The organism is Pseudarthrobacter siccitolerans (genome assembly GCF_001046895.1).
In the GTDB taxonomy this organism is placed as follows: Bacteria; Actinomycetota; Actinomycetes; order Actinomycetales; family Micrococcaceae; genus Arthrobacter; species Arthrobacter siccitolerans.
The window spans coordinates 81,109-106,125 of sequence record NZ_CAQI01000049.1; the positions used below are offsets into that span (position 1 = coordinate 81,109).

22 protein-coding genes are annotated in these 25,017 nt (G+C 65.9%); 10 read left to right on the plus strand and 12 right to left on the minus strand.

Features of this window, described 5'->3' with window-relative positions:
* Positions 1-8: 8 nt before the first annotated feature.
* The 6 genes from ARTSIC4J27_RS16280 to ARTSIC4J27_RS16305 all read left to right on the plus strand — a co-directional run bounded on the left by ARTSIC4J27_RS16280 (position 9) and on the right by ARTSIC4J27_RS16305 (position 7,375).
* Positions 9-2,492: a helicase-associated domain-containing protein gene (locus ARTSIC4J27_RS16280; RefSeq protein ID WP_050056252.1), complete on the plus strand. Its 2,484-nt coding sequence runs from the start codon at positions 9-11 to the stop codon at positions 2,490-2,492.
* Between the two features lie 13 nt (positions 2,493-2,505).
* Positions 2,506-4,152, plus strand: a complete 1,647-nt coding sequence (locus tag ARTSIC4J27_RS16285; RefSeq protein WP_050056253.1) for a DNA repair helicase XPB — start codon at positions 2,506-2,508, stop codon at positions 4,150-4,152.
* 47 nt (positions 4,153-4,199) lie between these two features.
* Positions 4,200-4,703, plus strand: coding sequence for a DUF427 domain-containing protein (locus tag ARTSIC4J27_RS16290; protein WP_050056254.1), 504 nt, complete (start codon positions 4,200-4,202; stop codon positions 4,701-4,703).
* Positions 4,704-4,791: 88 nt separating this feature from the next.
* Positions 4,792-5,502: a response regulator transcription factor gene (locus ARTSIC4J27_RS16295; protein ID WP_050056255.1), complete on the plus strand. Its 711-nt coding sequence runs from the start codon at positions 4,792-4,794 to the stop codon at positions 5,500-5,502.
* Positions 5,503-5,504: 2 nt separating this feature from the next.
* On the plus strand, positions 5,505-6,980 hold the full coding sequence (locus ARTSIC4J27_RS16300; RefSeq protein ID WP_050056256.1) for a sensor histidine kinase: 1,476 nt from the start codon (positions 5,505-5,507) through the stop codon (positions 6,978-6,980).
* Between the two features lie 107 nt (positions 6,981-7,087).
* Positions 7,088-7,375, plus strand: coding sequence for a WXG100 family type VII secretion target (locus ARTSIC4J27_RS16305; RefSeq protein ID WP_050056257.1), 288 nt, complete (start codon positions 7,088-7,090; stop codon positions 7,373-7,375).
* A 12-nt stretch (positions 7,376-7,387) separates the two neighbouring features.
* Here the strand turns inward: ARTSIC4J27_RS16305 and ARTSIC4J27_RS16310 are convergent, their stop codons facing one another.
* Positions 7,388-8,542, minus strand: a complete 1,155-nt coding sequence (locus tag ARTSIC4J27_RS16310) for a ribonuclease HI family protein (RefSeq protein WP_050056258.1) — start codon at positions 8,540-8,542, stop codon at positions 7,388-7,390.
* 279 nt (positions 8,543-8,821) lie between these two features.
* Here ARTSIC4J27_RS16310 and ARTSIC4J27_RS16315 point away from each other — a divergent pair, with 279 nt between their 5' ends.
* Positions 8,822-10,132 (plus strand): ABC transporter substrate-binding protein, encoded by a 1,311-nt coding sequence (locus ARTSIC4J27_RS16315; protein ID WP_050056259.1) that lies wholly within the window; start codon positions 8,822-8,824, stop codon positions 10,130-10,132.
* 86 nt (positions 10,133-10,218) lie between these two features.
* Here the strand turns inward: ARTSIC4J27_RS16315 and groL are convergent, their stop codons facing one another.
* The 5 genes from groL to ARTSIC4J27_RS16340 form a co-directional block, all read right to left on the minus strand.
* Positions 10,219-11,847, minus strand: coding sequence for a chaperonin GroEL (groL, locus tag ARTSIC4J27_RS16320; RefSeq protein ID WP_050056260.1), 1,629 nt, complete (start codon positions 11,845-11,847; stop codon positions 10,219-10,221).
* Positions 11,848-12,127: 280 nt separating this feature from the next.
* Complete coding sequence (locus tag ARTSIC4J27_RS16325) at positions 12,128-13,408, minus strand: ABC transporter substrate-binding protein (RefSeq protein WP_083435511.1); 1,281 nt, start codon at positions 13,406-13,408, stop codon at positions 12,128-12,130.
* Positions 13,405-13,611 carry a cold-shock protein gene (locus ARTSIC4J27_RS16330; RefSeq protein WP_050056287.1) on the minus strand — a complete coding sequence of 69 codons (207 nt, stop codon included), beginning with the start codon at positions 13,609-13,611 and terminating at the stop codon, positions 13,405-13,407. The genes ARTSIC4J27_RS16325 and ARTSIC4J27_RS16330 overlap by 4 nt, the downstream gene beginning before the upstream one ends.
* Before the next feature lie 190 nt (positions 13,612-13,801).
* Positions 13,802-14,440 (minus strand): LytR C-terminal domain-containing protein, encoded by a 639-nt coding sequence (locus ARTSIC4J27_RS16335; RefSeq protein WP_050056261.1) that lies wholly within the window; start codon positions 14,438-14,440, stop codon positions 13,802-13,804.
* A gap of 51 nt (positions 14,441-14,491) precedes the next feature.
* Entirely contained in the window at positions 14,492-14,821 is a 330-nt protein-coding gene (locus tag ARTSIC4J27_RS16340; protein ID WP_050056262.1) for a DUF3263 domain-containing protein, read from the minus strand.
* A gap of 129 nt (positions 14,822-14,950) precedes the next feature.
* Between ARTSIC4J27_RS16340 and ARTSIC4J27_RS16345 the strand changes: the two genes are divergently transcribed.
* Positions 14,951-15,721 carry a uracil-DNA glycosylase gene (locus ARTSIC4J27_RS16345; protein WP_050056263.1) on the plus strand — a complete coding sequence of 257 codons (771 nt, stop codon included), beginning with the start codon at positions 14,951-14,953 and terminating at the stop codon, positions 15,719-15,721.
* Between the two features lie 14 nt (positions 15,722-15,735).
* Positions 15,736-16,575: a siderophore-interacting protein gene (locus tag ARTSIC4J27_RS16350; RefSeq protein ID WP_050056264.1), complete on the plus strand. Its 840-nt coding sequence runs from the start codon at positions 15,736-15,738 to the stop codon at positions 16,573-16,575.
* Between the two features lie 54 nt (positions 16,576-16,629).
* Here the strand turns inward: ARTSIC4J27_RS16350 and ARTSIC4J27_RS16355 are convergent, their stop codons facing one another.
* The 3 genes from ARTSIC4J27_RS16355 to ARTSIC4J27_RS16365 form a co-directional block, all read right to left on the minus strand.
* Positions 16,630-18,117: a threonine/serine exporter family protein gene (locus ARTSIC4J27_RS16355; protein WP_050056265.1), complete on the minus strand. Its 1,488-nt coding sequence runs from the start codon at positions 18,115-18,117 to the stop codon at positions 16,630-16,632.
* A gap of 37 nt (positions 18,118-18,154) precedes the next feature.
* Complete coding sequence (locus ARTSIC4J27_RS16360) at positions 18,155-19,471, minus strand: peptidoglycan bridge formation glycyltransferase FemA/FemB family protein (RefSeq protein WP_050056266.1); 1,317 nt, start codon at positions 19,469-19,471, stop codon at positions 18,155-18,157.
* A gap of 126 nt (positions 19,472-19,597) precedes the next feature.
* Positions 19,598-20,731 carry a lipid II:glycine glycyltransferase FemX gene (locus ARTSIC4J27_RS16365; RefSeq protein WP_050056267.1) on the minus strand — a complete coding sequence of 378 codons (1,134 nt, stop codon included), beginning with the start codon at positions 20,729-20,731 and terminating at the stop codon, positions 19,598-19,600.
* A gap of 125 nt (positions 20,732-20,856) precedes the next feature.
* Here ARTSIC4J27_RS16365 and ARTSIC4J27_RS16370 point away from each other — a divergent pair, with 125 nt between their 5' ends.
* Positions 20,857-21,414: a TspO/MBR family protein gene (locus ARTSIC4J27_RS16370; protein WP_050056268.1), complete on the plus strand. Its 558-nt coding sequence runs from the start codon at positions 20,857-20,859 to the stop codon at positions 21,412-21,414.
* Between the two features lie 33 nt (positions 21,415-21,447).
* Here the strand turns inward: ARTSIC4J27_RS16370 and ARTSIC4J27_RS16375 are convergent, their stop codons facing one another.
* From ARTSIC4J27_RS16375 to gcvT, 3 genes are all read right to left on the minus strand, one after another.
* The gene (locus ARTSIC4J27_RS16375) at positions 21,448-22,890 is read right to left on the minus strand and encodes an L-serine ammonia-lyase (protein ID WP_050056269.1); all 1,443 of its coding nucleotides are present in this window, start codon (positions 22,888-22,890) and stop codon (positions 21,448-21,450) included.
* 42 nt (positions 22,891-22,932) lie between these two features.
* Complete coding sequence (gene gcvH / locus ARTSIC4J27_RS16380; RefSeq protein ID WP_050056270.1) at positions 22,933-23,316, minus strand: glycine cleavage system protein GcvH; 384 nt, start codon at positions 23,314-23,316, stop codon at positions 22,933-22,935.
* 549 nt (positions 23,317-23,865) lie between these two features.
* A complete protein-coding gene (gene gcvT / locus ARTSIC4J27_RS16385; RefSeq protein ID WP_050056271.1) occupies positions 23,866-25,014 on the minus strand; it encodes a glycine cleavage system aminomethyltransferase GcvT in 1,149 nt (382 codons plus the stop codon).
* Positions 25,015-25,017: the final 3 nt, after the last annotated feature.

Below are 25,017 nucleotides of genomic sequence, written 5' to 3' on the forward strand. Positions count from 1 at the left end.
TTGGACTGATGTCCCTTATTCGCGCGCTCAGCAAGGACCTGGAGGCCCGCAGCGATGACTCGCTGCGGTCGCTGTTTGACGCGCGGCCGGACCTCATCTCCCCCGCCGTTCCCGATTTCGCCGCCCTCGCTGCCCGGGCCAGCGGGAGGGTCAGCGTCCAGCGTGCGCTGGAGCGCCTCAACCGGCCGCAGATGCAGGTCCTGGAAACCCTCCACCTGTGTACGAACACTGATACGGAACACAGCGCGTCGGCCGCGGGGCTGCGGAAAATGATTCCTGGGTCCACCCTTGCGGCCGTGGAACGGATCCTGGCATCGCTGCAGGAACTCGCGCTGGTACACCGCGCCGAACCCCCGCACGGAACTCCGGCCGGCAAGCAGCGCTACTACCTTCCGGTGGGCAGCCTCAAGGACGTGGTGGGGATCTATCCCGCCGGGCTGGGGCGGAGCTACACCGAACTGGTGCGCCTCCAGCCCGCGTTCGCGCAGCGGGCCGTCCAGCTTGTTACCGAACTCCACCGCAGCGGCGTCGCCATCCATGGCGCCACCACGCCCATGGAGGCGGCGCTGGCGCTGCAGCACTGGACGTCCTCCCCGGAGGCCCTGCAGGACATCCTGTCCACTGCCCCGGAACGGACCACCACGCTGCTCGCCAAATTCCGGAACTGGGCCATGGGTGCTGTCCCCCAGGCGCAACGCAAGGCGTCCATCACCAGCGAGGGGTCCGACGTCGGGCCGGTTGACTGGCTGCTGGCCCGCGGCCTGCTGGTGCCCTTGGACGCCGCCCATGTGGAGCTGCCGCACAGCGTAGGACTTTCACTGCGCGGCGGCGCCATCATCAATGACTTCGCCCTGTCGCCGCCGGTCCCGGAGCTGGGCCGCACCAGCGCTGCACTGCGCAGGAATGCCGCGCTCGGCGCCATCGCAGAAACCCTTCGGCTGGTGGGCGAGATCCTCCATGCGGTGAAGGAACAGCCGTTGGCTACGCTCCGCAGCGGAGGCGTGGGCGTCCGGGAGATGAGGCGGCTCGCTGATGTGCTCCGGATCGACCAGCTGCGCGTCGGGCTGCTCCTGGAACTGTGCGGGTTGGCCGGCCTGATCCGGCTGGACGTTGACTCGTCGTCCTGGGTGCAGCCGCCGGAGTTGGAGTGGCTTGTCCTGCCCCGGCAGGAACAGTGGCTCTGGCTGGTGAACGCCTGGCTGGCCAGCGAGCGCGTACCGTCCATGGTGGGCCAGCCCATCAGCGGGACGCCCGGAGCAGCGGCAGGGCACCGCGCTGCATCGGGAAGCACGGTCATTGCCTTGTCAGCCGAGGCACAGCGGCCTGACGCCCCGGTGGTGCGCAGGCGGATCCTGGAAATCCTCAACGAACTCACCCGGGAAGCCGAAGCCCCGGACGGAACTGCCCCCGTGCTTGACGCGGCCGCAGTCCTCCAGCGGGCCGAGTGGGCCCAGCCGCGGATGGCCCGGCGCTTCAGCTCCCTGATCCGCGGAGTGCTGGCCGAAGCCGAAACCCTCGGCCTGCTGGGCTCCGGTGCCCTAAGCCAACTGGGAAGCGCCATCGCGGGCGATGACCCCGATGCCGCCCTGACCATCCTGGGCGAGCACCTGCCGGCTGAACTGAACCACGTGCTGCTCCAGGCGGACCTCACCGCTGTTGCCCCCGGCTACCTTGCTCCGGAGCTTACCCGGAAGCTGCTGCTCATGGCGGACGCCGAAGGCCAGGGGCCAGCCACCATCTACCGGTTCTCGGCCGGTTCCATCCGCCGCGCCCTGGACGCCGGGCACGATGCCGCGGCCTTGCTGGAGTTCCTGCGCGAGCACTCAGCTACGGCCGTGCCGCAACCGCTGCAGTACCTCGTGGAGGATACGGCAGCGCGCCACGGCCGGTTGCGCGTGGGCGCGGCGGCCAGCTTCATCCAGAGCGAGGATGAGCCGGCCCTGCTTGAACTGCTGCGGGGGCCCAAAGCCGAGGGCCTCGGCCTGGTCCGGATTGCTCCCAGCGTGCTCATTTCCTCCGCTCCCCCGCGGGAAACGGCGCAGGTGCTGCGCAGTTTGGGGCTTTCCCCCTCGCTCGATGAGTCAGAGCAGCCCGTTCTCCGGCTCCGGCGCCTGCCTGCACCGCACGCTCCCTCGCGGCCGGTGTATACCGCCCCGCGGACGGCACCGGAAGCGGAGGATGTCCAGGCCCAACTGGACGTGCTGCGGCACCGCCCTGCCGCCGTCGTAAGCCATCATGCGGAGCAGGCGGACTTTGGTTCCGAGGCAGCCACCCAGCTGGGCCTGGAGGCCCTGCAGAGGGCCATCCGGCTGAAGCAGCGGATCAGCATGAACGTGGTGGACGGCATGGGGAATGCCAACCTGGAGATTGTTGTTCCACTCTCAGTGAGCGGCGGGCGCGTCCGGGTCTTCGACCCCGCGAAGGATACCGAACGGGTGCTGTCCATCCACCGCATTATTGATATTGAGGCTGCAGAGGAACTGCGCCAGTGAAGGACTTCCCCGCGTGAACGACGGACCCCTGATTGTGCAGAGCGACAAGACCATCCTCCTCGAGGTGGACCATGAGCTCGCCACCGAAGCCCGGCACGCCATCGCGCCATTCGCGGAGCTGGAGCGGGCGCCCGAGCATGTCCACAGCTACCGGCTGACGCCTTTGGGACTGTGGAACGCGCGCGCCGCCGGACTGGACGCCGAACGGGTCCTGGACACGCTGCTGAAGTATTCCCGGTTCCCCGTGCCGCATTCGTTGCTGATCGACGTCGAGGAAACGATGTCCCGGTACGGCCGGCTGCGGCTGGAAAAAGATCCGCAGCACGGGCTGGTGATGCGGACGGACGATTACCCGGTGCTTGAGGAAGTGATCCGGTCCAAAAAGATCCAGCCCCTCCTGGGTCCGCGGATCGACGGCGAGACCGTGGTGGTGCACGCGTCCCTGCGGGGGCAGCTCAAGCAGCTCCTGCTCAAAATCGGCTGGCCGGCCGAGGACCTGGCCGGGTATGTGGACGGCACCCCGCACCTGATCGCGCTGAACGAGGACGGCTGGAAACTGCGGCCCTACCAGCAGATGGCCAGCGACAATTTCTGGGCCGGCGGCAGCGGCGTGGTGGTGCTCCCCTGCGGGGCGGGCAAAACCCTGGTGGGCGCCGCCGCCATGGCAACCGGCTCCACCACCACCCTGATCCTGGTGACCAACACCGTGGCCGCCCGGCAGTGGAAGGACGAGCTGCTCAAGCGCACGTCCCTCACCGAGGACGAAATCGGTGAATACTCGGGGGCTTTGAAGGAAGTCCGCCCGGTGACCATCGCCACCTACCAGGTGCTCACCACCAAGCGCGGCGGGCTCTATCCGCACCTGGAACTGGTGGACGGGCACGACTGGGGGCTGATCATCTACGACGAGGTCCACCTGCTGCCGGCCCCGATTTTCCGGATGACAGCGGACCTGCAGGCCCGGCGCAGGCTGGGCCTCACCGCAACACTGGTGCGCGAAGACGGCCGCGAGGGCGAGGTCTTCAGCCTGATCGGCCCGAAACGCTACGACGCGCCGTGGAAGGACATCGAGTCCCAGGGCTACATAGCGCCTGCAGACTGCGTGGAGGTCCGTGTGGACCTGCCGCGGGACGAGCGCGTGGCCTACGCGATGGCCGAGGACGCCGACAAGTACCGGCTCTGCGCGACGTCCGAGTCCAAGACGCAGGTGGTGGAGCAGCTCGTGGCCCGGCACAGCGGAGAGCAGCTGCTGGTCATCGGCCAGTACATCGACCAGCTGGACGAGCTCGGCGAGCGCCTCCAGGCGCCCGTCATCAAGGGTGACACCTCCGTGAAGGTCCGCCAGAAGCTCTTTGATGCCTTCCGGGCCGGCGAGCTCCAGACGCTGGTGGTGTCCAAGGTGGCCAACTTCTCCATTGACTTGCCGGAAGCGTCGGTGGCCATCCAGGTGTCCGGGTCCTTTGGGTCGCGCCAGGAGGAGGCACAGCGGCTGGGCCGGCTGCTGCGGCCCAAGAAGGACGGCCGGGCCGCCCGGTTCTACTCCCTGGTTGCCCGGGACACCCTGGACCAGGATTTCGCCGCTAAACGCCAGCGGTTCCTCGCCGAGCAGGGCTACGCGTACAGGATCATGGACGCGAAGGACGTGGAAACGGCGGAGTAGCGCTGTTCGCCCCACTGGCTTCCTGCGTCACACCGCATACTGGAAGCATGCGACGCCCTGTGGAACCCGTTGTACCGGGGCCCGGCCAGGAATCTGCCTGGGACTATCCCCGGCCTCCGCGCGTGGAGCCGAGTGAAGAACGGATCCGGATCGTCCTTGGCGGTGAGCTCATCCTTGAGGCCTCGGAGTCACTGCGCGTGCTGGAGACCAGCCACCCGCCGGTCTACTACTTCCGCCGGGAAGCCTTCGGGGCCGGCACGCTGGAGCCGGCGCCGGGAAGCAGCTATTGCGAGTTCAAGGGGGTTGCACACTACCTGAACGTATTGGGCGGTGGCGGCGCGGTGGCCGGTGCGGCAGCATGGTTCTACCCGGAACCGTCGCCGGGATACACCGCACTGGCTGGCTACGTGGGGTTGTACCCCGGCCGGATGGACTATTGCGAGGTGGACGGCGAGCGGGTGCGACCCCAGGCCGGCTCGTTCTACGGCGGATGGATCACCAGCAAGGTGGTGGGCCCGTTCAAGGGGGAACAAGGAACGGCGTTCTGGTAAATCGCCCCTCCTGCCGGCACTTTTCCTTCACAACGGCCTTCCAACAAATATCCAGACAACTCCCAGAGTCTGGGAGCATGATGGGAACATGAACAAGAACGGCCCTGAAGCGAAGCTCCTTGTGGTGGATGATGAGCCCAACATCCGCGAACTGCTCTCCACGTCCCTGCGGTTCGCCGGATTCGAAGTCGTCTCCGCGGCCAATGGACGCGACGCCCTCGCCGCTGCCGACCTGCACGCGCCGGACCTCGCCGTTCTGGACGTGATGCTCCCGGACATGGACGGGTTCACCGTCACCCGCCGCCTGCGTGCGTCAGGCAAGCACTTCCCCGTCCTGTTCCTGACGGCCAAGGACGACACCGAGGACAAAGTCACGGGCCTCACTGTCGGCGGCGATGATTACGTCACCAAGCCCTTCAGCCTGGACGAGGTGGTGGCCAGGATCCGCGCCGTCCTCCGCCGGACGCAACCGATGCTCGACGATGACGCCGTTATCCGTGTGGACGACCTCGAACTCGACGACGACGCCCACGAAGTCCGCCGCGGCGGCACCGTCATCGAACTCTCCCCCACCGAGTTCAAGCTGCTCCGCTACCTCATGCTCAACCCCAACCGGGTGCTGTCCAAGTCGCAGATCCTGGACCACGTCTGGGAGTACAACTTCAACGGCGACGCCTCCATCGTGGAGTCCTACATCTCCTACCTTCGCCGGAAAGTGGACATCGACCCTGAAGCTCCTGCCCTGATCCAGACCAAGCGTGGCGTGGGGTACGTGCTTCGGACGGCAGAAAAGCGCTGACCTTGCTGCAGCGTTGGAAGTCGGCCTCGCTCAGGACGCAACTGGTGGCCATGACCATGGCCCTGCTCATCATTGCCCTGACGGTGACCGGGGCGGGCACCCTGACCCTGCTTCACAGCTACCTGCAGGGGCAGATGGACGAGAAGCTGTACGCCGCCGTCGACCTGGCGGGCAAGCAGCGCTCCTTCACGCAGCTCCAGGCGCCGAATCCGTCGGTTCCCACCGACTATTCGTTGATACTTTTTGTCCCCGGCGAGGACCCCTACCCGTTCGGGGGCGACCCCGAGAAGCATCCGGACATCAACTCCATCAGCGTGGAGCAGGCCCAGGCGCGCGGCGGCGTCCCTTACCAGGTGCGCGGTACCGACGGGGAGAACTGGCGGGTCGTTGCGGTAGCAGTGCAGACCAACCAGACCACGGCCGTGGTGGTCATCGGGCTGTCGCTGCAGGACGTGGACGACGTGCTGCAGCACGCCTCGCTGGTGGTCACCGGAGTTGGCCTGCTGACGCTGCTGCTCGCGTCCCTGATCGCCAGCTGGACCGTGTCGCGTTCCTTCCGGCCGCTGGCGCGGGTGGAGAAGACTGCAGCCGCCATTGCCGCCGGTGATCTCTCGCGCCGCGTGGAGGTGGAGAATCCCGGTACCGAACTGGGCCGGTTGAGCAGTTCGTTGAATGCGATGCTCGCCCACATTGAAACGGCGTTCGCTGCCCGCACGGCTTCGGAGGCGAAGATGCGCCGGTTCGCTGCCGACGCCTCGCATGAACTGCGGACCCCGCTGGTGACTATCCGCGGCTTCTCCGAGCTGTACCGGCACGGAGCCCTGACCACTGACGAAGACGTTGCCACGGCCATGGGAAGGATCGAAAGCGAAGCCAAGCGCATGGGCTCCATGGTGGAGGACCTGTTGCTGCTGGCCCGCCTCGATGAGCAACGGCCGTTGCAGCAAAAGCCCGTGGACCTCCAGCTGATCGCCCACGATTCGGTGGTGGATACGCAGGCGAGTTCCCGTTCACGGGTCATTTCCCTGGTGGGGCTCGACGGCGGCCCTGCAGCTCCCGCGCCTGTGCTGGGTGACGAGGCCAAACTCCGGCAGGTGGTAGGCAACCTGGTGGGCAACGCCCTGCGGTACACGCCCGAGGACACCCCCATCGAGCTGGCCGTTGGTGTCCGTTCCTCCGCGGACGGGCACGAGCGGTCCGTTATCGAGGTCCGGGACCACGGGCCGGGGATCTCGGAGGAAGATGCCTCCAAGGTTTTCGAACGCTTCTACCGTGCAGACACGTCCCGCACGCGGGAGACGGGCGGCAGCGGGCTGGGCCTGGCCATCGTGGCGGCCATTGTGGGATCCCATGGCGGCTCGGTCCGGGTGGAGAATACCGACGGCGGCGGGGCCACGCTGGTGGTCAGCCTTCCGAAGCGCGAGGACGTGCCGCTGGAGGCCAAAGCCGAGGGCAGCGACGAGGTTATCCACATGTAGGTTCCGGCCGTGGCCCCGGGACGGGGCGCTTCCGTAGGCTCGTTGCAGTTGCCCGGACCAGCCGGGCATGGGAGCGAACGCTGCCCGCTACTGCGAAAGGCATTGCCATGAGCATCATCTCCGTCGATACCGAACTCCTGCAGCTCAAGTCGGCCAACGTCCAGGCCACGGTGGACCGGATCAGCGCGGACGTCCAGGCCATGAAACGGGGACTGGATGAGCTCCAGGGATCCTGGCGCGGATCAGCCGCCACCAACTTCCAGGCGCTTGTTACGGAATGGACCATCACCCAGGGCAGGGTGGAGGCATCGCTGGCGTCCATCAATATGGCGCTGGCGTCGGCGGCGGCCACCTACGCCCAGGCAGAGCAGGGCAACACTCAGCGGTTTAGCTAGGCCGCACGATTCTCAGGCCTCGGGCGTGCCCTGGTGGAACCGCAGCCGCCAGCGCTCACCGTCGAGCACCCACAGCGAGCTTCGGAGCGTTGTGCCGGAGCGCGCGAAATTCCGGTAGGTCAGCAGGACGGCGCCGGGGCCAATACGGTCGGAGCCGAGGATTTCGATATCGGTCCGCTCGCCTGGATCTTCTTCCAGTGCCATCATCATGGCGTCCCGGGTCCAGACCCGGCCGGAGCTGCCGATTTCCAGGAAGTCAGGGTGCAGGAGGACGGCCGTCCTGCCCATATCCCCGCGGACCAGGGGGCCCAGCAGCTCCCGCTCCAGCTCTTCCACCAACGCCTCCGGCGGAGCGGTTTCGGCCTGGCCGGAGGCACCGTCGAGGTCAAAAGCCCCCTCACCGAGCTGCGCGAAGTCCAACTGGGTAAAGTCCTGCTGGCTGGGGTCCTGCTGGCTGGGGTCCTGCTGGCTGGGGTCCTGCTGGCTGGAGCCGTGCCGGCCCGCGCCATGGCGGGGAAGGACCGGTTCCGGGCTCTTCCGCTCCGGGGCATCCCATTGAGTCAGCTCCTGCCCGGTCACTTCCTGGTGGGACAGCTCCTGCTGGCTGAAGAGGTCGTCCTCACGGGGTACTGCTGCCGGCGGTTGACCAGTGGCCGGAGCGCCGCCGGCGGCGCGGGCTCCCGAACCGCCGGGGTGGTGTGCGCCGGGAAAGCCGGGGCCTGAGCGGGCGGCCACACCCTGTTGGTAAGCCGTGGCGGCAGCCCGGGCCCGCTCATCGGCAGCTTCGTTCAGGTGGTGCCCGGCGTGCCCCTTGACCCATTCGAACCTGTATTTGCGCCCTGCCAGTTCCCGGTCCAGTTCCTTGAGCAGGTCAACGTTCAGTACGGGCTTGCCGTCGGCCTTCCGCCAGCCCTTGCGCTTCCAGCCCGGCATCCACTTGGTAATCGAGTTGATGACGTACTGGCTGTCACAGAGGATGTGCAGGTCCTCGCCGGGAAGGTGCGCAGTGGCCCGCAACAGATCCAGGACAGCCATCAGTTCGCCCTGGTTGTTGGTGCCGTGCGGCCATCCGCCTGCGCGCCAGCAGTCGTCATCCACATACCAGGCCCAACCTGCGGGGCCCGGATTTCCCAAGGCCGAACCGTCGGCCGCTGCTGTAATCGTCACCGGTCCATCCTGCCAGAAGACACCGACAAAGCGGTGCCCCGACCTTCCCCCGCGCCCGGGCCGCTGCTGCATCGGTGGCTGCGCTGGTGGCAGAAGGAGCAATGAAAGGAGCAGTGGAAGTCTCAGGAAAGCGTTTACCGAAATCCCTTGACGGAGGTATCCGTACACCGGCACAATCGGATGTCATACGAGAAAGCGTTTTCTCTCACACTCCGAGCAGGCGAAGAGGCCAGCTGTGAGAGGAGACTGCGTGCTCACCAGGACAAGGAAGGTATATCAATGACGATTCCAACCGGCAGGCGGAAGAAATTCCAGCTCGGTGCAGTGGCTGTGGCCCTTTCCCTCCTCGGAACGGGCTGCGGCGCGTCCGGCGGTTCCAGCAACAATGAGGAAGTCACTCTGCGGTTTGCGTGGTGGGGCAATGAGTACCTCAATGCGCAGACCGAAAAGGTCATTGACGCTTTCGAAGCCGAACACCCGAACATCAAGATTGAGTCCGAGCCTGGCGAGTGGGCCAGCTACTGGGACAAGCTCGCCACCAAGACTGCTGCGAACGACGCACCCGATGTCATCCAGATGGACCAGAAGTACATCGCCGAATACGGCGGACGCGGAGCCCTCCTGGACCTGTCCAAGCAGGAGGGAATCGATACCTCCAAGCTGGACAAGGAGGGCTTGGCTTCCGGCCAGTACGAGGACGCCCAGTACGGCATCAGCACAGGGCAGAATGCCTACGTCATCATGGCCAACACCAAAGTCTTCGAGGCAGCGGGCGTTCCCCTCCCGGATGACACGAAGTGGACCTGGGATGACTTCATGGCCACGGCCGCCAAGATCAGCGCCTCCGGCGATGGCAAGAACTACGGCGCAGCCTACGGCACCAACGAAGCTGACCTGATCATCTGGCTGCGGCAGCACGGTGAGAACCTCTATTCAGAGGACGGCAAGCTGGACTTTGAAACGTCAACGGCTGCTTCCTTCTGGGAACGCCTCAAGGAACAGCGTGACTTGAAGGCCAGCCCGCCGGCCACCGTCGCCACGGAAGACGCCGGCGCGGGGCTGGAGGAAAGTCTGTTCGGCACCAACAGGGTTGGCATGGCCTGGTGGTGGACCAATCAGCTCGGCTCCCTCGAGGCTACTACCGGCAGCAGTATTAAGATGCTCCGGGCACCCAGCACGGAGGGCTCTGCGGCTGAGAACGGCATGTACTACAAGCCCAGCATGTTCTGGTCCGCATCCTCCCGCACAAAGCACCCGGAAGCCGCCGCCACGTTCATCAACTACCTGGCCAACAGCCCCGAAGCCGGAGCGATCCTGATGACTGACCGCGGTGTCCCCACCAATTCGGAGATCGTCGAAAGCATCAGGGCCACCCTCAAGCCTGCGGACACTACGGTGGTCGGCTTCCTGAAGGATCTCGGCACGGACATCAAGGATGCTCCGCCGGTTCCCCCGGTGGGTGCCGGCAGCGTGCAGAACGTCATCAAGCGGTACACCGACGAAGTCCTTTATGACCGCCTGACGCCGCAGGCAGCTGCCGACGCGTTCAAAAAGGAAGTTGAAGGAATGCTGGCCAGCGCAAGGAAGTAAACTCCTGCTGGACACAACAAATGCGGCCCCCTCCAAGGAGGGGGCCGCATTTAGGTATTCGCGGGACCAGGTCCGGCAGGAAGGGCTTAGAAGCCGCCCATGCCGCCCATGTCGTCGCCGCCGCCAACCGGGGCAGGGTTCTTCTCGGGCTTGTCGGCCACAACTGCTTCGGTGGTGAGGAACAGACCGGCGATGGAGGCCGCGTTCTGCAGGGCAGAGCGGGTCACCTTGACGGGGTCGTTCACACCGGCAGCCAGCAGGTCGACGTACTCTCCGGTTGCGGCGTTCAGGCCGTGGCCGGCGGGCAGGCCGCGGACCTTGTCAACCACAACGCCCGGCTCCAGGCCGGCGTTGAAGGCGATCTGCTTCAGCGGGGCGTCGATGGCAACGCGGACGATGTTCGCACCGGTTGCTTCGTCACCGGACAGCTGCAGGTTGGCGAATGCCTTGGCACCGGCCTGGATGAGGGCCACGCCGCCACCGGCGACGATGCCTTCTTCAACAGCAGCCTTCGCGTTGCGCACTGCGTCTTCGATGCGGTGCTTGCGCTCCTTGAGCTCAACCTCGGTTGCGGCACCGGCCTTGATGACTGCCACGCCGCCGGCCAGCTTGGCCAGGCGCTCCTGCAGCTTCTCGCGGTCGTAGTCTGAATCGGAGTTCTCGATCTCGGCGCGGATCTGGGCCACGCGGCCGGCGATCTGGTCGGCGTCGCCCGCACCTTCGACGATGGTGGTCTCGTCCTTGGTGACAACAACCTTGCGTGCCTTGCCCAGGAGTTCCAGGCCGGCGTTCTCCAGCTTGAGGCCAACTTCTTCGGAGATGACCTGGCCGCCGGTGAGGACGGCGATGTCGGCGAGCTGTGCCTTGCGGCGGTCACCGAAGCCCGGAGCCTTGACGGCAACGGACTTGAAGGTGCCGCGGATCTTGTTGACGATCAGGGTGGCCAGGGCCTCGCCCTCGATGTCTTCGGCGATGATCAGCAGCGGCTTGTTGGACTGCATGACCTTCTCAAGGACAGCAACCAGTTCCTTGACGTTGGAGATCTTGGAGTTGACGATCAGGATGTACGGATCCTCGAGGACCGTTTCCTGGCGCTCGGCGTCGGTGACGAAGTAGGCGGAGATGTAGCCCTTGTCGAAGCGCATGCCCTCGGTGAGCTCAAGCTCCAGGCCGAAGGTGTTGGACTCTTCGACCGTGATGACGCCTTCCTTGCCCACCTTGTCCAGGGCTTCGGCGATAAGGGCGCCGATTTCCTCGTCACCGGCGGAGATGGATGCCGTAGCGGCAATCTCTTCCTTGGTTTCGATTTCCTTGGCGGAGTTCAGCAGTTCGGCAGTGACGGCCTCAACAGCCTTCTCGATGCCGCGCTTGAGGGACAGCGGGTCGGCGCCGGCAGCAACGTTGCGCAGGCCTTCCTTCACCAGCGCCTGTGCCAGCACGGTTGCCGTGGTGGTACCGTCGCCGGCGACGTCGTCCGTCTTCTTGGCAACTTCCTTGACCAGCTCGGCGCCGATCTTCTCGTAAGGATCGTCCAGCTCGATCTCCTTGGCGATGGAAACACCATCGTTAGTGATCGTGGGGGCGCCCCACTTCTTCTCGAGGACGACGTTGCGTCCACGCGGGCCGAGGGTGACCTTAACGGCGTCGGCGAGGATGTTCAGGCCCCGCTCAAGGCCGCGGCGTGCCTCTTCATCAAATGCAATGATCTTGGCCATAACGGCAGTAGTCCTTTCGGGACAGTCGTTAAGAATGAACCTTCGCTGCAGTGCCCGCGACGGACGATCCTTCACCTTCGGCCTCTGTATGCCTCCGGCTGGGGATCTCACTCCAGTTAGGTGTTTCTTCGCTCCTCGACCGGTGCACCGCGCCGCGGGCCGGAACCAGCTTTGCTTTAGCAGTCGGTACGTCAGAGTGCTAACTCAATAATTAGCACTCCCCACGTGAGAGTGCAAGCGAATAAGACCCTGCTTTGCCCCGTTTAGCCGACGGCGAAGCTCAGCCCGCTGCCCGTCCGGCGGTCTCCCGGCCGCTGGGCGCCGGGTTGTTGTCAGCCCCGTAGGTGTAGACGGTGAAGGTGGCGCTGGTGATGTCCCCGTTGGTGTCAAAGGCAATCGGGCCGGATTCGCCGTCGTAATTAATATCGGGGCGGGTCATCAGCCCTGCCCGGCAGTCCTTATAGGTAACGCAGGCTTCGGCAGCCGGTGCCCCGGCGGATCCTTCCACCGCTCCGCCGGAGGCAGCAATGAGGTTGGCGGCGATGGAGCGGCCCGCGTCATCCTGCGCGCGGGCGGCGGCGAGGGCAGCAACGGTCACGGCGTCATAGGCCTCTGCGGCGAACGATACGTCCTTCAGACCTTGGTCCACCGTGAGCAGCCTGGCCTGGAAGTCGGCATCGGGAAGCTGCCCGGCAACCACCGCGCGGGCGCCGTCGAGGAACTTCGCGGGCAGGCGGGAACCGTAGCGCGCGAAGGCGCCGTCGCTGAGGATGATCCGCTTCCCGTCCACGCCGGCATTGGCCAGTTCAGCCAGGGCGCCCTGGGCACCGTCCCGGGCGATGACAATAACCGCATCCGCGGCGGCCTTCTCCAAGGCAGCGGCGGCAATGCCCGCCCCGCCCGGCGAGAAATCGGCGGTAGCAGCCACTTTCATTCCGGCCTGTTCAGCAGCGGTGGCGACGGCGCCTGAAACGTCAGTGCCATAGGAGCCTTCCTGGCGCAGCACCGCCACGGTGGCGGCGCCGGCGTCCTTGGCGAGCTTCGCGAGGACGGGGCCCTGCGCGACGTCGGCAGCTGCGGTCCGGAAGTAGTAGCCGCCGCTGTTGGAGGTGCTGAGGCCGGCAGCCGTGTTGGCCGGTGAGATCAGCGGGGTCCGGGCGCGGGAGAGGATGTCGATGGCAGCCTCGGCGTGGCCGGAATCCGTGGGGCCGATAACAACGTCAGCCTTTGCGGCCACGAGTGCCTGGGCCTGCCCGGCCGCATCCTGCCCGGTTTGGGAAGGGAGGAGTTCCACCGGCTTGCCTTTGTGGCCGCCGGCGGCGTTGATCTCCTGCAAGGCGAGCTTGACGGCAGCCAGCTGGGGTGCGTTCAGGAAGGCGTTATCCCCGGTGCTGTCCAGGATCAGCCCGACCCGCAGGGTGCCGTCCCCGGACGCCTCCGCCGGTTCCACCCGGGCGTTGCCGGTGACACCGGAGCAGGCGGTCAGGGCGAGGGTTGAGCAGGCGGCAGCTGTGATGAGCGTCCGGCGGATGGCCGCGGGACGAAGGAGAGTTCTGTTCACCCGGCCGGCCGGACGCTTTCGGCCTGCGGGCCCTTCTCGCCTTCGCCGACTTCCAGCTCCACGCGCTGGCCTTCGTCGAGGGCACGGTAGCCTTCGCCCTGGATTGCGGACCAGTGGACAAAGATGTCATCACCCGTGCCGTCCACGGTGATGAAGCCGTAGCCTTTTTCCGCGTTGAACCATTTGACGGTTCCCAGTGCCATGTCCGACCACTCTTTCCGTTGCGTCCGGGCGTCCACACCGCTGTGTTCCGGGTGGCCCGGACCGAACCTGAAAATCACTCTAGCCAACTCCACGCCGGCGGGACGGGACGGCTCCCGGGCGGGCAGTAATAGTTATTCAGGCGTAACAGCCGGGACGGCGCGCTGTTTACCGGTAAAACCAGGTGCTGTTCTACCGGTAGCCGGGGCCCAGCACCACAACCAGGGGCACCTGGAATTCGGTGCTGTTCACCAGCGTGGGGATGCCGAGGAGCTCCGACAGGGCCTGGGCGCTGGCGAGCTGGCCGGCACCCGAATAGAAGATGATAGAGGTTTGCTGCGGTGAACCGGCCCAGTTGCCCACCTGCCCCAGCGTCCAGCCGTCAGCCTGGAGCGTACCGCCCACCCGGCTGGCCAGGCCTGCAGTGCCCGCGGCGTTGTAGACGGCAACGGGCTGCGCCTTGTTAATGACTGCCGGGGCCTCGGAAGATGCGGTCGGTTCGGGCTCGGGCTCGGCGCTGGGTTCCGGTTCAGCCGGGGCGGACGGCTGCGCCTCAGCGGAGGGGGATGCGTCCGGAGTCGCCGAGGGGGTGGAGCCGGTGCCGGCCAGCGGCGTTGCCTCCTGGCTGACTGACGCCTGGCTGCCGGCGGTGTTGAACCCGAGTTTGGGAAGGATCAGGAAGGACACCAGTCCGATGACCAGTGCGGCTACGCCTACAGCGAGGATCGGCCACAGCCGCACCCGTGTTGGGCCCGAAGCCGTACGGTGGACACCTTGTCGCGAAGCAGACTCCGGGACCTTGTCGAATTCATCGCGGGCGTATCTGGTCATGGTGGATGACATCCTTGTTGGTTTGCTGCTGGAGGGGACAGCGCGAGCGTCTTACGCGTCGGACCCCAGGCGCCGTGCGGTACGTGCACGCTGGCGCGACGTACGTAGTCTACGCAATCGCTTGACCAGCATGGGATCATGGGCCAGCGCATCCTCGGTGTCAATGAGGGCATTCAGCAGCTGGTAATAGTGGGTTGCGGACAGGTCGAAGAGCTCCCGGATGGCCTGTTCCTTGGCGCCGGCGTACTTCCACCACTGCCGCTCCAGCGCCAGCATCTGCTGCTCCCGCTCGCTCAACGGCGAGTCACGCAGCGTGAAATCGGCCAGGAGCGGGTGCTGTGGTTCCTGCTCCGGCAGGTGCTCCCGAGCTGGCTCCGCCACTGCACACTCCTCCTGCTGGTTGCGAAAATTGTCTGACCCCCATGCTACGGGCGAATAACACCAATGTCATTTGGAGCGACGGGCGGATCAGGCTCCTTGGCCGGAGGCGGCCCCTGCAAGAATGGGACGGTGTTTGAATCAGATGCCCTGTTCGACCTGGCACAGGAACCGGTGGACGCACGCGGTTTCGCCGAACTGGCGGCGCTCCCGCTGGACGAGCTGATGGCCCCCGATTGGGCTGCAGCCCTGGCGGGCGTGGAAAAGGAGCTCCGCCACGTGCTCTCCTTCCTTGCCGGCGAAGTGGCAGCGGGTCACCAGGTCCTGCCGGCGCCGTCGAACGTCCTGCGCGCCTTCCGGCAGCCGCTCGCGGACGTCAAGGTGCTGATTGTGGGGCAGGACCCCTACCCCACCCCCGGCCACGCGGTGGGACTGTCCTTTTCGGTAGCGCCGACCACGCGGCCCATTCCGCGCAGCCTTGCGAATATCTATCGCGAGCTGGAAGCGGACCTCGGAGTCCCGGCGCGGGTGCACGGGGACCTGTCCGCCTGGGCTGACCAGGGCGTGCTGCTCCTGAACCGCGTGATGACGGTGCGGGCGGGCTCCGCCGGCTCGCACCGCGGCAAAGGCTGGGAGAAGATCACGACGGCGGCCGTCACCGCCGTCGCGCGGCGGCGCCGTCCGGACGGGTCACGGCAGCCCCTCGTTGCCGTGCTGTGGGGCAAGGACGCGGAAAGCGTCCGGCCGCTCCTGGACGGCGCCCCCGCAGTAACGAGTGCCCACCCCAGCCCGCTGTCCGCGTCCCGCGGTTTCTTTGGCTCCCGCCCCTTCAGCCGGGTCAACGAACTCTTGCGCGGCCAGGGTGCGCCGGACGTAACCTGGGAACTCCCGCCAGTCCCTTAGCTTAGGCTTGCCTTATGAGCATCATGCCCGCCGCCACCAGCGCCACCAAAAAAAGCCGTCCGCAGGTCAACCTCACCGTGGTCCGCAGGGAACAACTGTCCCCGCATATGGTCCGGATCGTTGCCGGCGGGGACGGCTTCGCGGACTTCACCAACAACGACTTTGTGGACCGGTACGTCAAGCTTGTTTTCCCGCAGCCGGGCGTCGAGTACCCCTCCCCGCTGGATCTGTGGAGCATCCGCGAGACCCTGCCGCGGGAACAGTGGCCCTTCACCCGGACCTACACCGTGCGCTGGGTGGATGAAGCGGCCCGCGAACTGGCCATCGACTTTGTGGTGCACGGCGACGAGGGCCTGGCAGGTCCCTGGGCAGCGGCGGCTCAGCCGGGCGAGACCCTGACGTTCACCGGCCCGGGCGGCGCCTACAATCCCGCACCCGATGCGGACTGGTACCTTTTCGCCGGGGATGAGGCTGCGCTGCCGGCCATCGCGGCAGTCATCGAGTCGCTGCCGGCTGAAGCCGCCGGCCTGGCATTCCTTGAGGTGGATTCCGACGCCGACATCCAGGCGATCGCGGCCCCCGCCGGAGTGGAACTCCATTGGCTCACCCGCGACGGCGTCCCCGCCGGCGACAGCGACCTCCTGGTCCAGGCCGTGACGGACGCCGAGTGGCCTGCCGGCCGGGTGGACGTGTTCGCGCACGGCGAGCGCGGCTACATGAAGGCCCTGCGCGACGTCTTTTTCAAGCAGCGCGGCCTGGACCGCAAGCAGGTCTCGCTCTCGGGCTACTGGGCCAAGGGCCGTGTGGAGGACGTGTTCCAGGCGGAGAAGAAGCTGCCGGTCGGCCAGATCTAGCCGGGGACTTTCGAGCCGGGCGGCATCCTGCCCGGCAGGGGCCGCCCGGACCGATCAGCGGCGGCGGGCGCGGCGCCGCTCGTTGCTTGCCAGGCTCCTGGTCAGCGGCCGCGCAAGGGTGTCACCCAGGACAATCCCGCCGGCCGTTCCGAGCACGATCGCTCCGGCATTCAGCATGCCGCCGGCGCCGAGCAGGATCTCGGCTTCCTCGATGGTGAGCACGTACATGGACCGGAAGATCGTCAGGCCCGGCAGCAGGATCAGAGCTGCCGGTACGGCCACCACAAGCTGCGGCGCCCCCATCCGCAGGGCGACCACGCGGGCCAGCAAACCGATCACCACCGCGGCGAGCGCGGGCGAGAACCGGTCTCCGACCCCCAGCTGGTTGGCTGCGAGCAGGACGAAGTAGCCGGCCACTCCCACCCCCGCCGTGGGCAGCAGCAGCTTCCAGGTGGTCTGTTCCGTAATCCCGATGGCCATCACGGCCACGGCCACGAAGAGCACCAGGACCCAGAGGTCGTAAGCGGGCGGGAAGGTCTCCGTGACGTCGATCCGCTGCATGCCCGTCAGCTCCCCCACGACAAAGGCGACGGCGATGCCCGCCACGATGGCGCCGAACGTGAGCAGCGTGGACAGGAACCGTCCCGCAGCGGTGACGGGGAAGCCGTTGATAGCATCCTGCACCGAGGAGACGAGGCGCCCTGTGGGCAGGAGGAGGAGGATGCCGCCCACCACCACGATGGCTGGCGATGTTGTCAGCCCGAACTGCCACAGCACCAGCGCCAGCTGTGTCACCACAAATGAACAGCTGGCGGTGATGAAGAAGTCCGGCACCCGCCACCGGCCCAGTTGGCGGGCCAGCAGGCTGATGCCGATGTTGGCCACAAAGGCGATGGCCGAGGAGACCGGTCCGCCGCCCAGGACGCCCACAAAAACGGCTGCGAAGGTCCCGAACGCCACCGTGACCAGCCACCGCGGGAACGGCTTGGGGCTCGTGATGGCCTCATCCAGCCGTCGGATGGCCTCGTCACGGCCCACTCCCCCGGCCACGATGTCCGTGACCAGCTGGTGGACCTTGGCCAGGCCCGCGTAGTTATTGGTCCAGGAGCGGACCACGCGCAGCAGCGCGATGGGTGTCTGGTCCTTGGGAGCGTAGTTGATGCCGACGGACTGGTTGGTGATGTCCACTTCGATGTTCTTCAGTCCCAGCGCCGCGGTGACGGCGATGATGCTTGTTTCCACCTCCAGCGCGCCGGCCCCATACCGGAACATGGTCTCCGCCAGGTGCAGGACGAAGTCGAGGGTCTTCCGGGCAGAGGTGTCAACGCCGCCCACCTGGATCATTGGATTCGCGTACGGGCTGCCCGTGAGGCGGTCCACGATGCTCAAGGGGGCGGTGGGCGGGCTTTCGCCCTGCACCAGGCGCCGCAGCATTCTTTTCGCGGCGGCATTCTGGCGCAGCTGGGAGGGGGTCAGTGGTTCGGTCTTGGGCAGGCCGTCCGTCTGCGGCCTGCGCCCGGGGTACTCCGGCCGGTCAGTCATGGTTGCCTCCTCCCAGTGCGGTGTTGTGGCCAGTCTTTCAGGCGGAACGCCTCAGGGGCAGCTTGCCCAGCACTGTGCGGGCTGCGGCCACCGCGGCCCGGGCCAGGCGGTTGGCGTGGAAGACGGCGGGCCGGACCGGCATCACGAAGTCACCCACCAGCTGGACCACTTCTCCGCCGAAGCCCTTCTTGAACTCGTAGCCGCCATGGCCTTCCTCGTCCTGCCCGGAGATGCCGAACGTTCCGTAGAAGTTGTACCGCGGGTACCCCTTTTCCAGCGCGTGCAGCATCATGCCCCAGTACAGGGACGTGGCGCCGTTGAAGTAGATGTAGTCCTGCACGGTGCCGCCGATGACGCACACCACCTCGTCCCCGTAGCAGACAAAGTGGATGGCGGCCACGGTGGCAACACCCACGGAGTCGGGGAAGCGCTCGATGTCCTTCAGGCTCCGCTCGTAGCTGTCCACGAGGTCCTGGACCACCTTGAGCCGGTTGGCCTTTTTCTTGCTGCCTGTCTCTTCCACCTCACGGCGCAGCTCGGCCGCGGTGGCCGATTCCGCGGCCATCCGCTCCGTGATGGATTTCCGGTAGGCCGGGATATCGATCTTGGCCATCATGAGTTTGGTGAACTCCGTGGAGGTGGTCCGGAGCAGGTGCTCGTAGTAGGCGCGTTCGCGGTAGACAAACCCCTTTTCGTTCCCGGCTTTGCTCAGGGCGCCGTAGAACTCGTCCAGGGTTTCCAGCGTGGCCTGTTCCAGGAAAACGCCGTTCTTCTCCGCTTTGCGGATGGCCTTCCGGGTCCGGTAGCTGGTGCCCATGATGAGCTCTTCGGCGTCCTTGACGCCTTCCAGGCTCTTGATGAACATCCAGTTCACGTTGACGAAGTTCATGTCCAGTCCCTGGTGCTGGAAGCCCAGCCCGGACAGCCGGGCCACCAGCGGGCGGTTGTCCTCGACTTCGGGATGTTCAGCGCCGTCAGCGTCCCGGGCGATGTATTTGAGGTTGGGTGAAATCCGGAGCTCGGCGGCTTTGCGTTCGGCCGCGCGCCGGCGGAGGAGGCCGACGACGTCGCGCACCAGCCCGAGGTCCGTGTAGTCCATCACGGGGCCCTTGGCGCATTCACACACCGTGTATCCCAGGCGGGTGGTGGTGTAGTTCAGCTTCCCGGCAGCCACCAGTTCGCCGCTGCGCCGGATGCCGAAGAGCTCCACCTGCTGGCCGCGGGCGCGCTGGAAGCGGGCGAAGTCAACGGACTGGAGGAAGCTGTTTTGCGGGTGCTTAACCGCAAAGGCCTCGAACTCTGGGTCGCTGAGGATGGCAAATTCAAGATCGGTGCCGGTGGTGACTGGATTCAAGGCATTTCCTTATTCACGGTGTGCGGCCAACTGGTTAGCCGCTGGATCAGGGACGGGTGTTGAGGCGCGGCTCTGGTGCAACTGCGGCAGTTCAGCCCGGGGACCAAGCCGGCGCCGGGGCTGAGGTCAGTAGAACTGCTGGCCGGTCCGCGCCGTTTCGATCCGGCGGAAGACCTTTTCTGCACCGTTGACCCAGAGGCGGTGGCGGAGAGGGGAAAGGATGTAGTCGTGGCAGCCCACAAAATCCGTGACGGTTTTGGTGAAGCTGGTCTTGAACATCCCCATCCCGTACAGGTTGTGGCTCTTGTCCTTGATCCGGGCGGCGGGCGGTGTGCCGCAGAAATCGTATTCGGTGCAGCCTAGTTCCTGCATCCGCCGGATGGCTGCCCACTGGACCAGGTGTGAATCGCCATACTGTTTGCGGTTCTGCGTGGAACCGCCGTCCTTGTACGTTGCCTTGGCGCCGTAGTTGATAACAAACGCGCCCACGCTGGGTTTGCCGTCCTCGTAGACGAAGAAGAAGTTGCCCTGGCCGCGGTTGCAGAACTCGTCCCAGAACGCGGCGTAGTACTCGTAGCTGCGGAGGGGCATGGAGCCCTTAGCTTTCACCGTGTCCGCCATGAGGTCATAGAGCGCGCGGTAGGTTTCGGGGCCGGGTTCTTTCCGGAGCACCTCGCAGCCTTCCCGTTCGGCCCGCCGGACGGCGTTGCGGGCCCGGGAGGAAATTGCCTTGAAGACGCTTTCTTCGGGGCCGGAAATGTCCAGCAATGCGGTGGAGTCGTTGGACTGGATATTGGGCGCCTTCACCAGCCCGGCGGCGGCCAGGTGCGCCTGGGCATCGGCGGAGTCCACGATGTCCGGTTCGATCTTGATGGTGAAGACGTTGAGTTTCCTGCCGCGGACAAAGGCTGCGCAGGCTTCGAGTGCGGCTTTCAGGTCCTCGGCAGCTGCCAGGTCCGGGCCTTTGATGAGGTACCAGAGCCGGCCCATGACCGGGAACTTTTTCTCCAGCACCAGGTTGTAGCTGGCAGAGCCGGGGCTTTCCAGCACCAGGAACCGGACTTTCCAACCGGCGCCGTTTTTTACCGCCGCGTAGGCGGCGGACTGCAGCATGTTGCCGCCGTTCGGGTTGGCCGTGACGTGCTTGTCCCAGTTTTCAATTTCCTCGGCTGTGGCAAAACGTGCGGTGAATTCTCGCAAAGGGGCCGTGTCCAATCGGGGGTTGTGCGCGGTTCTGTACTCGTGGCTGCGTGCGGACATGCAGCCTCAAGTCTAAAGCCTGGCAGCACCGGGGCTTTTCAGGATGGCGCGCCGGAGCCCTTCCGCCCTGCTGCCGACGGCCCTGTTGCCTTGACTCCTGCAAGGGTCTTGGCAAGGGTGGAGGAATGCAGCCGTATCCCGGACAGTTGGACCCCTCCCTGGCGGGAAGCGCGGGGAAGGGCGCGGAACGGCCGGGCACCGGCAGGCAGGTCCTGGCGTTGGGAGCCTTCCTGGCTGCATCATTTCTGGTCGCGGGCCTCGGGTCCCTCGCCACCTTCAACAACGTGGACGGCTGGTACGCCACTGCGGACAAGGCGCCCTGGTCACCGCCCAACGGTGTCTTCGGCCCGGTGTGGACTTTCCTGTACACGGCGATGGCCGCAGCGGCCTGGCTGGTGTGGCGGAAGCGGGCACCGGGTACGCCGCGCGCCTTGAAGGTTTACGGCGTCCAGCTGGCCCTGAACCTTGCCTGGACCCCGGTGTTTTTCGGCCTCTACCCCGCCATCGGCGGGGCTGCGCTGTGGCTGGCGCTGGCCATCATCCTTGCCCTGATCGTGGCCGTCGCGGTGACGGTGGTGTTCTTCGGCCCCATCAGCCGCACCGCAGGCCTGCTTCTCCTGCCGTACATGTCCTGGCTGGTGTTCGCCGCAACACTGAATGGGTGGGCGGCCTTTAACAACTGAGGTCCATCACCACTGCCAGGTTGAGCGGGCGTGTCAGCAGACCGCGACGTTGACGGCGAGGCCGCCCATGGCCGTTTCCTTGTATTTGGAGCTCATGTCCTTGCCGGTCTCGCGCATGGTCACAATGACCTCGTCCAGTGATACCCGGTGCGAACCGTCGCCCCAGAGCGCCATCTTCGCGGCGTTGATCGCCTTCGCCGCCGCGATCGCGTTCCGTTCAATGCAGGGCACCTGCACCAGCCCGCCGATCGGGTCACACGTCAGGCCAAGGTTGTGCTCCATCGCGATCTCGGCTGCGTTCTCCACCTGCGCCGGGGTCCCGCCCATCACCTCGGCCAGGCCCGCCGCCGCCATCGACGACGCCGAACCCACCTCACCCTGGCAGCCCACCTCGGCCCCGGAAATGGACGCCTGCTCCTTGTACAACACCCCCACCGCGCCGGCAGCCAGCAGGAACTTCACCACCACGTCATCGCGGTCCTCCTGTGAGGCGTTCTCCATCCCCGGCGCGAAATTCAGCGCGTAGAAAAGCACCGCCGGGATGATCCCGGCCGCACCGTTCGTGGGGGCAGTGACAACACGCCCGCCGGACGCGTTCTCCTCATTGACCGCCAGCGCGATCAGGTTAACCCACTCCTGCCAATACTTCTGGTCATGGAAATCCTGGTCCTGGCCCTCGCCGTCCGGTTCATCCGGCTGCAGGCGAGAGCTTTCCTTCTTCAACCGGTCATACCAGTCAGGCGCACGACGACGGACCTTCAGACCCCCGGGCAGCACGCCTTCACGCTTCAGGCTGGTGGCCACGCACTCCTCCATCACCGACCAGATATGCAGCAGGCCCTCGCGGATCTCCTCGGGAGTGCGGCTGTCCTCCTCGTTGATCCGCATCACGTCGCTGATGCCCAGCCCGGTTTCCCGGCAGTGCTCCAGCAGTTCGGCAGCCGTGCGGAAGGGCAGCGGCAGTTCTTTTTTGGACTCCTCCAACTGCTGCTGTGCCGCGTCCTCCTCGCCCTCGCGGACGATGAACCCGCCGCCCACCGAAAAGAAAGTGGCGGTGTGGAGAATCTCGTCCTCCGCATCAAAGATGGTAAACGTCATGCCGTTGGTGTGCCGCGGGAGGATGGTCAACGGCCGCAAGACCATGTCCTTCACCCCGTACGGCAGGGGCACCTCACCGGCCAGTTTCAGGATCCCGGTTTCGGCGATTGCGGCCAGCCGTTCCTCCACTTCCTCCGGCAGGATCAGTTCCGGGTGGAAGCCCTCCAGCCCCAGCAGGACCGCGGTCATGGTGCCGTGCCCGTGGCCGGTCGCCGCGAGCGAACCATAAAGGTCCACCCGCAGCGACGCCACACGGTCCAGGGCTCCGGAGGACTTCAGCTCCTCGGCGAAGACAGCAGCAGCCCGCATCGGCCCGACGGTGTGGGAACTCGAAGGCCCGATCCCGATGGAAAAGAGATCAAAGACGCCAACAGCCATGTGCGTAAATCCTTAATAGAGGTTTGGTGCTGCTTGACGGGGTTAAAGGTCCCCGCCGTTTTTGGACGCGTACTCCTGCGCCGACAGCAAGGGTCCTTCAGACTCGGCAGCTACCTTGAAGAGCCAGCCGGCTCCATAGGGATCGTTGTTGATCAGGGCGGGATCATCCACAACTCCAGTATTGATCTCCACCACCTCACCCGTCACTGGCGAGTACACATCGGAGACCGACTTCGTCGATTCCACCTCGCCGCACGTCTCCCCCGCCGTCACGGCAGCGCCCACCTCGGGAAGGTCCACGTACACGATGTCGCCGAGGGCCTCCGTAGCGACAGCGGAAATCCCGATCGAAACCAGGTTTCCACCCTCCCGGGCCACCCACTCGTGCTCGTCGGAGTACTGCAAGTCAGCGGCAACTTTTGCCATGTGTTTTCCTTTGCTTGTTTGTTCTAAAACTCTTGTGGCTGGGTTGGGTGCGGCTGTGCGGATTCCTCCGCGTACTGGCTCGTTCCTCGCCTCTGACGTACGCTTCCGGAATCCCCACAGCCGCCAAAGCAGGTTCAGTTTTCGAGGCCAACAGTCCCGAAAAACAAACACGTCACCAGAGCGCCGCAGGGTCCAGTCCCCAACAAGCGCAACCACGGCCAAGGCAGGACGAACCCCTCAGTTTCGAGGGATTGAACCGCCCAGGTTGGTGAGCAGACCGTCCCTCGAGAGTGTTCCGACCGGCCCAGCCGCCGAGGTTGGCGACCTATCGGCCCTTCGGGTGCGGCCTCCGGCAGCGTGCTCCCCACCGTCTCCCTAACCTCGCAAGCTCGGCCAGGGAACCCGGACGGCGTGGGCCCATGCACGCAGGCGACTTGGCCACGAGGGCACGGCGGAGCCGGGCTTTTCGAAAGCGTGCGTCAAAGCGACGAAGGAGCAGCACGCGTGAAAAGTCCGGTCCGGCGGGACCGGACGGAACCAAGAAAGTGGTTATCGGGAGCGCTTGTAGAACGGGAGGTCGACGACTTCGAAGGGCTCTGCCTTGCCGCGGAGATCGACGTCCAGTGCCGTGCCGGGTTGGGTGAACTCGACGTCGACGTATGCCATGGCCACGGGGAAGCCAAGGGTTGGCGAGGGCTGGCCGGAAGTGATCTCACCGACGACATCGCCGTCCTTGAGGACCGGGTAGTGGGCGCGGCCGGCGCGGCGGCCCAAGCCCTTGAGCCCGACGAGCCTGCGTCCGGCAGTGCTGCCTGCGCCGGCTTCCTTTTTGGCGGCGAGTGCGGCCTTGCCCACGAAGTTGCCTTCCTTGGACAGCGCGACGACGGCACCCAGTCCTGCCGCGAAGGGGTCGCCCAGCAGAGACAGCTCGTTGCCGTACAAGGGCATTCCCGCCTCGAGGCGGAGGGAGTCGCGGGAGGCCAGGCCCGCTGGGGTCAGCTCCCCGTCCTCCGCGATCGCGACGAGCGCCTGCCAAAGCCCGGGGGCGTCGTCGTTGGACACAAAGATTTCAAACCCGTCCTCGCCGGTGTAGCCGGTGCGGGCAAGCAGCAGCTCCAGTCCGGCGCCGCCTACGAGGAACGGGACCTCCACGGCGGCGTAGTACTTCAGCTCCGTCACCAGGCTGTGCCGGGCGGCCGGAACCAGGCGGAGCAGCAGCTCCTGCGCTTTGGGGCCCTGGACAGCAATCAGCGATGTGGCGGCGGAGGCGTCGTTGACCTGGACGTCGAATGCGGCGGCCCGCTTGGCCAGCTCAGCCGCCACCACGGAGGCGTTGCCGGCATTGGGGACCACCAGGAAGACGTCGGTGCCGTCGGCAGCGACGGGCCTGCGGTACGTGATGAGGTCATCGATGATGCCGCCGTCTTCGTTGCAGATCAGCGAGTACTTCGCCTTGCCCACTGCCATGGCGGAAATCTTTCCCACCAGCGCGTAGTCCAGGAATGCAGCAGCTTCCGGCCCGGTCACCCAGACCTCGCCCATGTGGGAGAGGTCGAACAGCCCTGCACTCTTGCGGACAGCGTGGTGCTCGGCGAGCTCGGAGCTGTACTTCAGGGGCATCTGCCAGCCCCCGAAGTCGGTAAAGGAGGCGCCAAGTTTCTTGTGCTCCTCGTATAGAGCGGTGTACTTCTCAGTCATGTG

Bases quoted from the DNA above. Each gene is read 5' to 3' on its own strand.
- gcvH (WP_050056270.1), bottom strand. From the start codon at position 23,316: ATGGCAAAAGTTGCCGCTGACTTGCAGTACTCCGACGAGCACGAGTGG.
- ARTSIC4J27_RS16295 (WP_050056255.1), top strand. From the start codon at position 4,792: ATGAACAAGAACGGCCCTGAAGCGAAGCTCCTTGTGGTGGATGATGAG.
- ARTSIC4J27_RS16280 (WP_050056252.1), top strand. From the start codon at position 9: ATGTCCCTTATTCGCGCGCTCAGCAAGGACCTGGAGGCCCGCAGCGAT.
- ARTSIC4J27_RS16370 (WP_050056268.1), top strand. From the start codon at position 20,857: ATGCAGCCGTATCCCGGACAGTTGGACCCCTCCCTGGCGGGAAGCGCG.
- ARTSIC4J27_RS16335 (WP_050056261.1), bottom strand. From the start codon at position 14,440: ATGACCAGATACGCCCGCGATGAATTCGACAAGGTCCCGGAGTCTGCT.
- ARTSIC4J27_RS16330 (WP_050056287.1), bottom strand. From the start codon at position 13,611: ATGGCACTGGGAACCGTCAAATGGTTCAACGCGGAAAAAGGCTACGGC.
- gcvT (WP_050056271.1), bottom strand. From the start codon at position 25,014: ATGACTGAGAAGTACACCGCTCTATACGAGGAGCACAAGAAACTTGGC.
- ARTSIC4J27_RS16365 (WP_050056267.1), bottom strand. From the start codon at position 20,731: ATGTCCGCACGCAGCCACGAGTACAGAACCGCGCACAACCCCCGATTG.
- ARTSIC4J27_RS16375 (WP_050056269.1), bottom strand. From the start codon at position 22,890: ATGGCTGTTGGCGTCTTTGATCTCTTTTCCATCGGGATCGGGCCTTCG.
- ARTSIC4J27_RS16350 (WP_050056264.1), top strand. From the start codon at position 15,736: ATGAGCATCATGCCCGCCGCCACCAGCGCCACCAAAAAAAGCCGTCCG.
- ARTSIC4J27_RS16315 (WP_050056259.1), top strand. From the start codon at position 8,822: ATGACGATTCCAACCGGCAGGCGGAAGAAATTCCAGCTCGGTGCAGTG.
- ARTSIC4J27_RS16355 (WP_050056265.1), bottom strand. From the start codon at position 18,117: ATGACTGACCGGCCGGAGTACCCCGGGCGCAGGCCGCAGACGGACGGC.
- groL (WP_050056260.1), bottom strand. From the start codon at position 11,847: ATGGCCAAGATCATTGCATTTGATGAAGAGGCACGCCGCGGCCTTGAG.
- ARTSIC4J27_RS16290 (WP_050056254.1), top strand. From the start codon at position 4,200: ATGCGACGCCCTGTGGAACCCGTTGTACCGGGGCCCGGCCAGGAATCT.
- ARTSIC4J27_RS16305 (WP_050056257.1), top strand. From the start codon at position 7,088: ATGAGCATCATCTCCGTCGATACCGAACTCCTGCAGCTCAAGTCGGCC.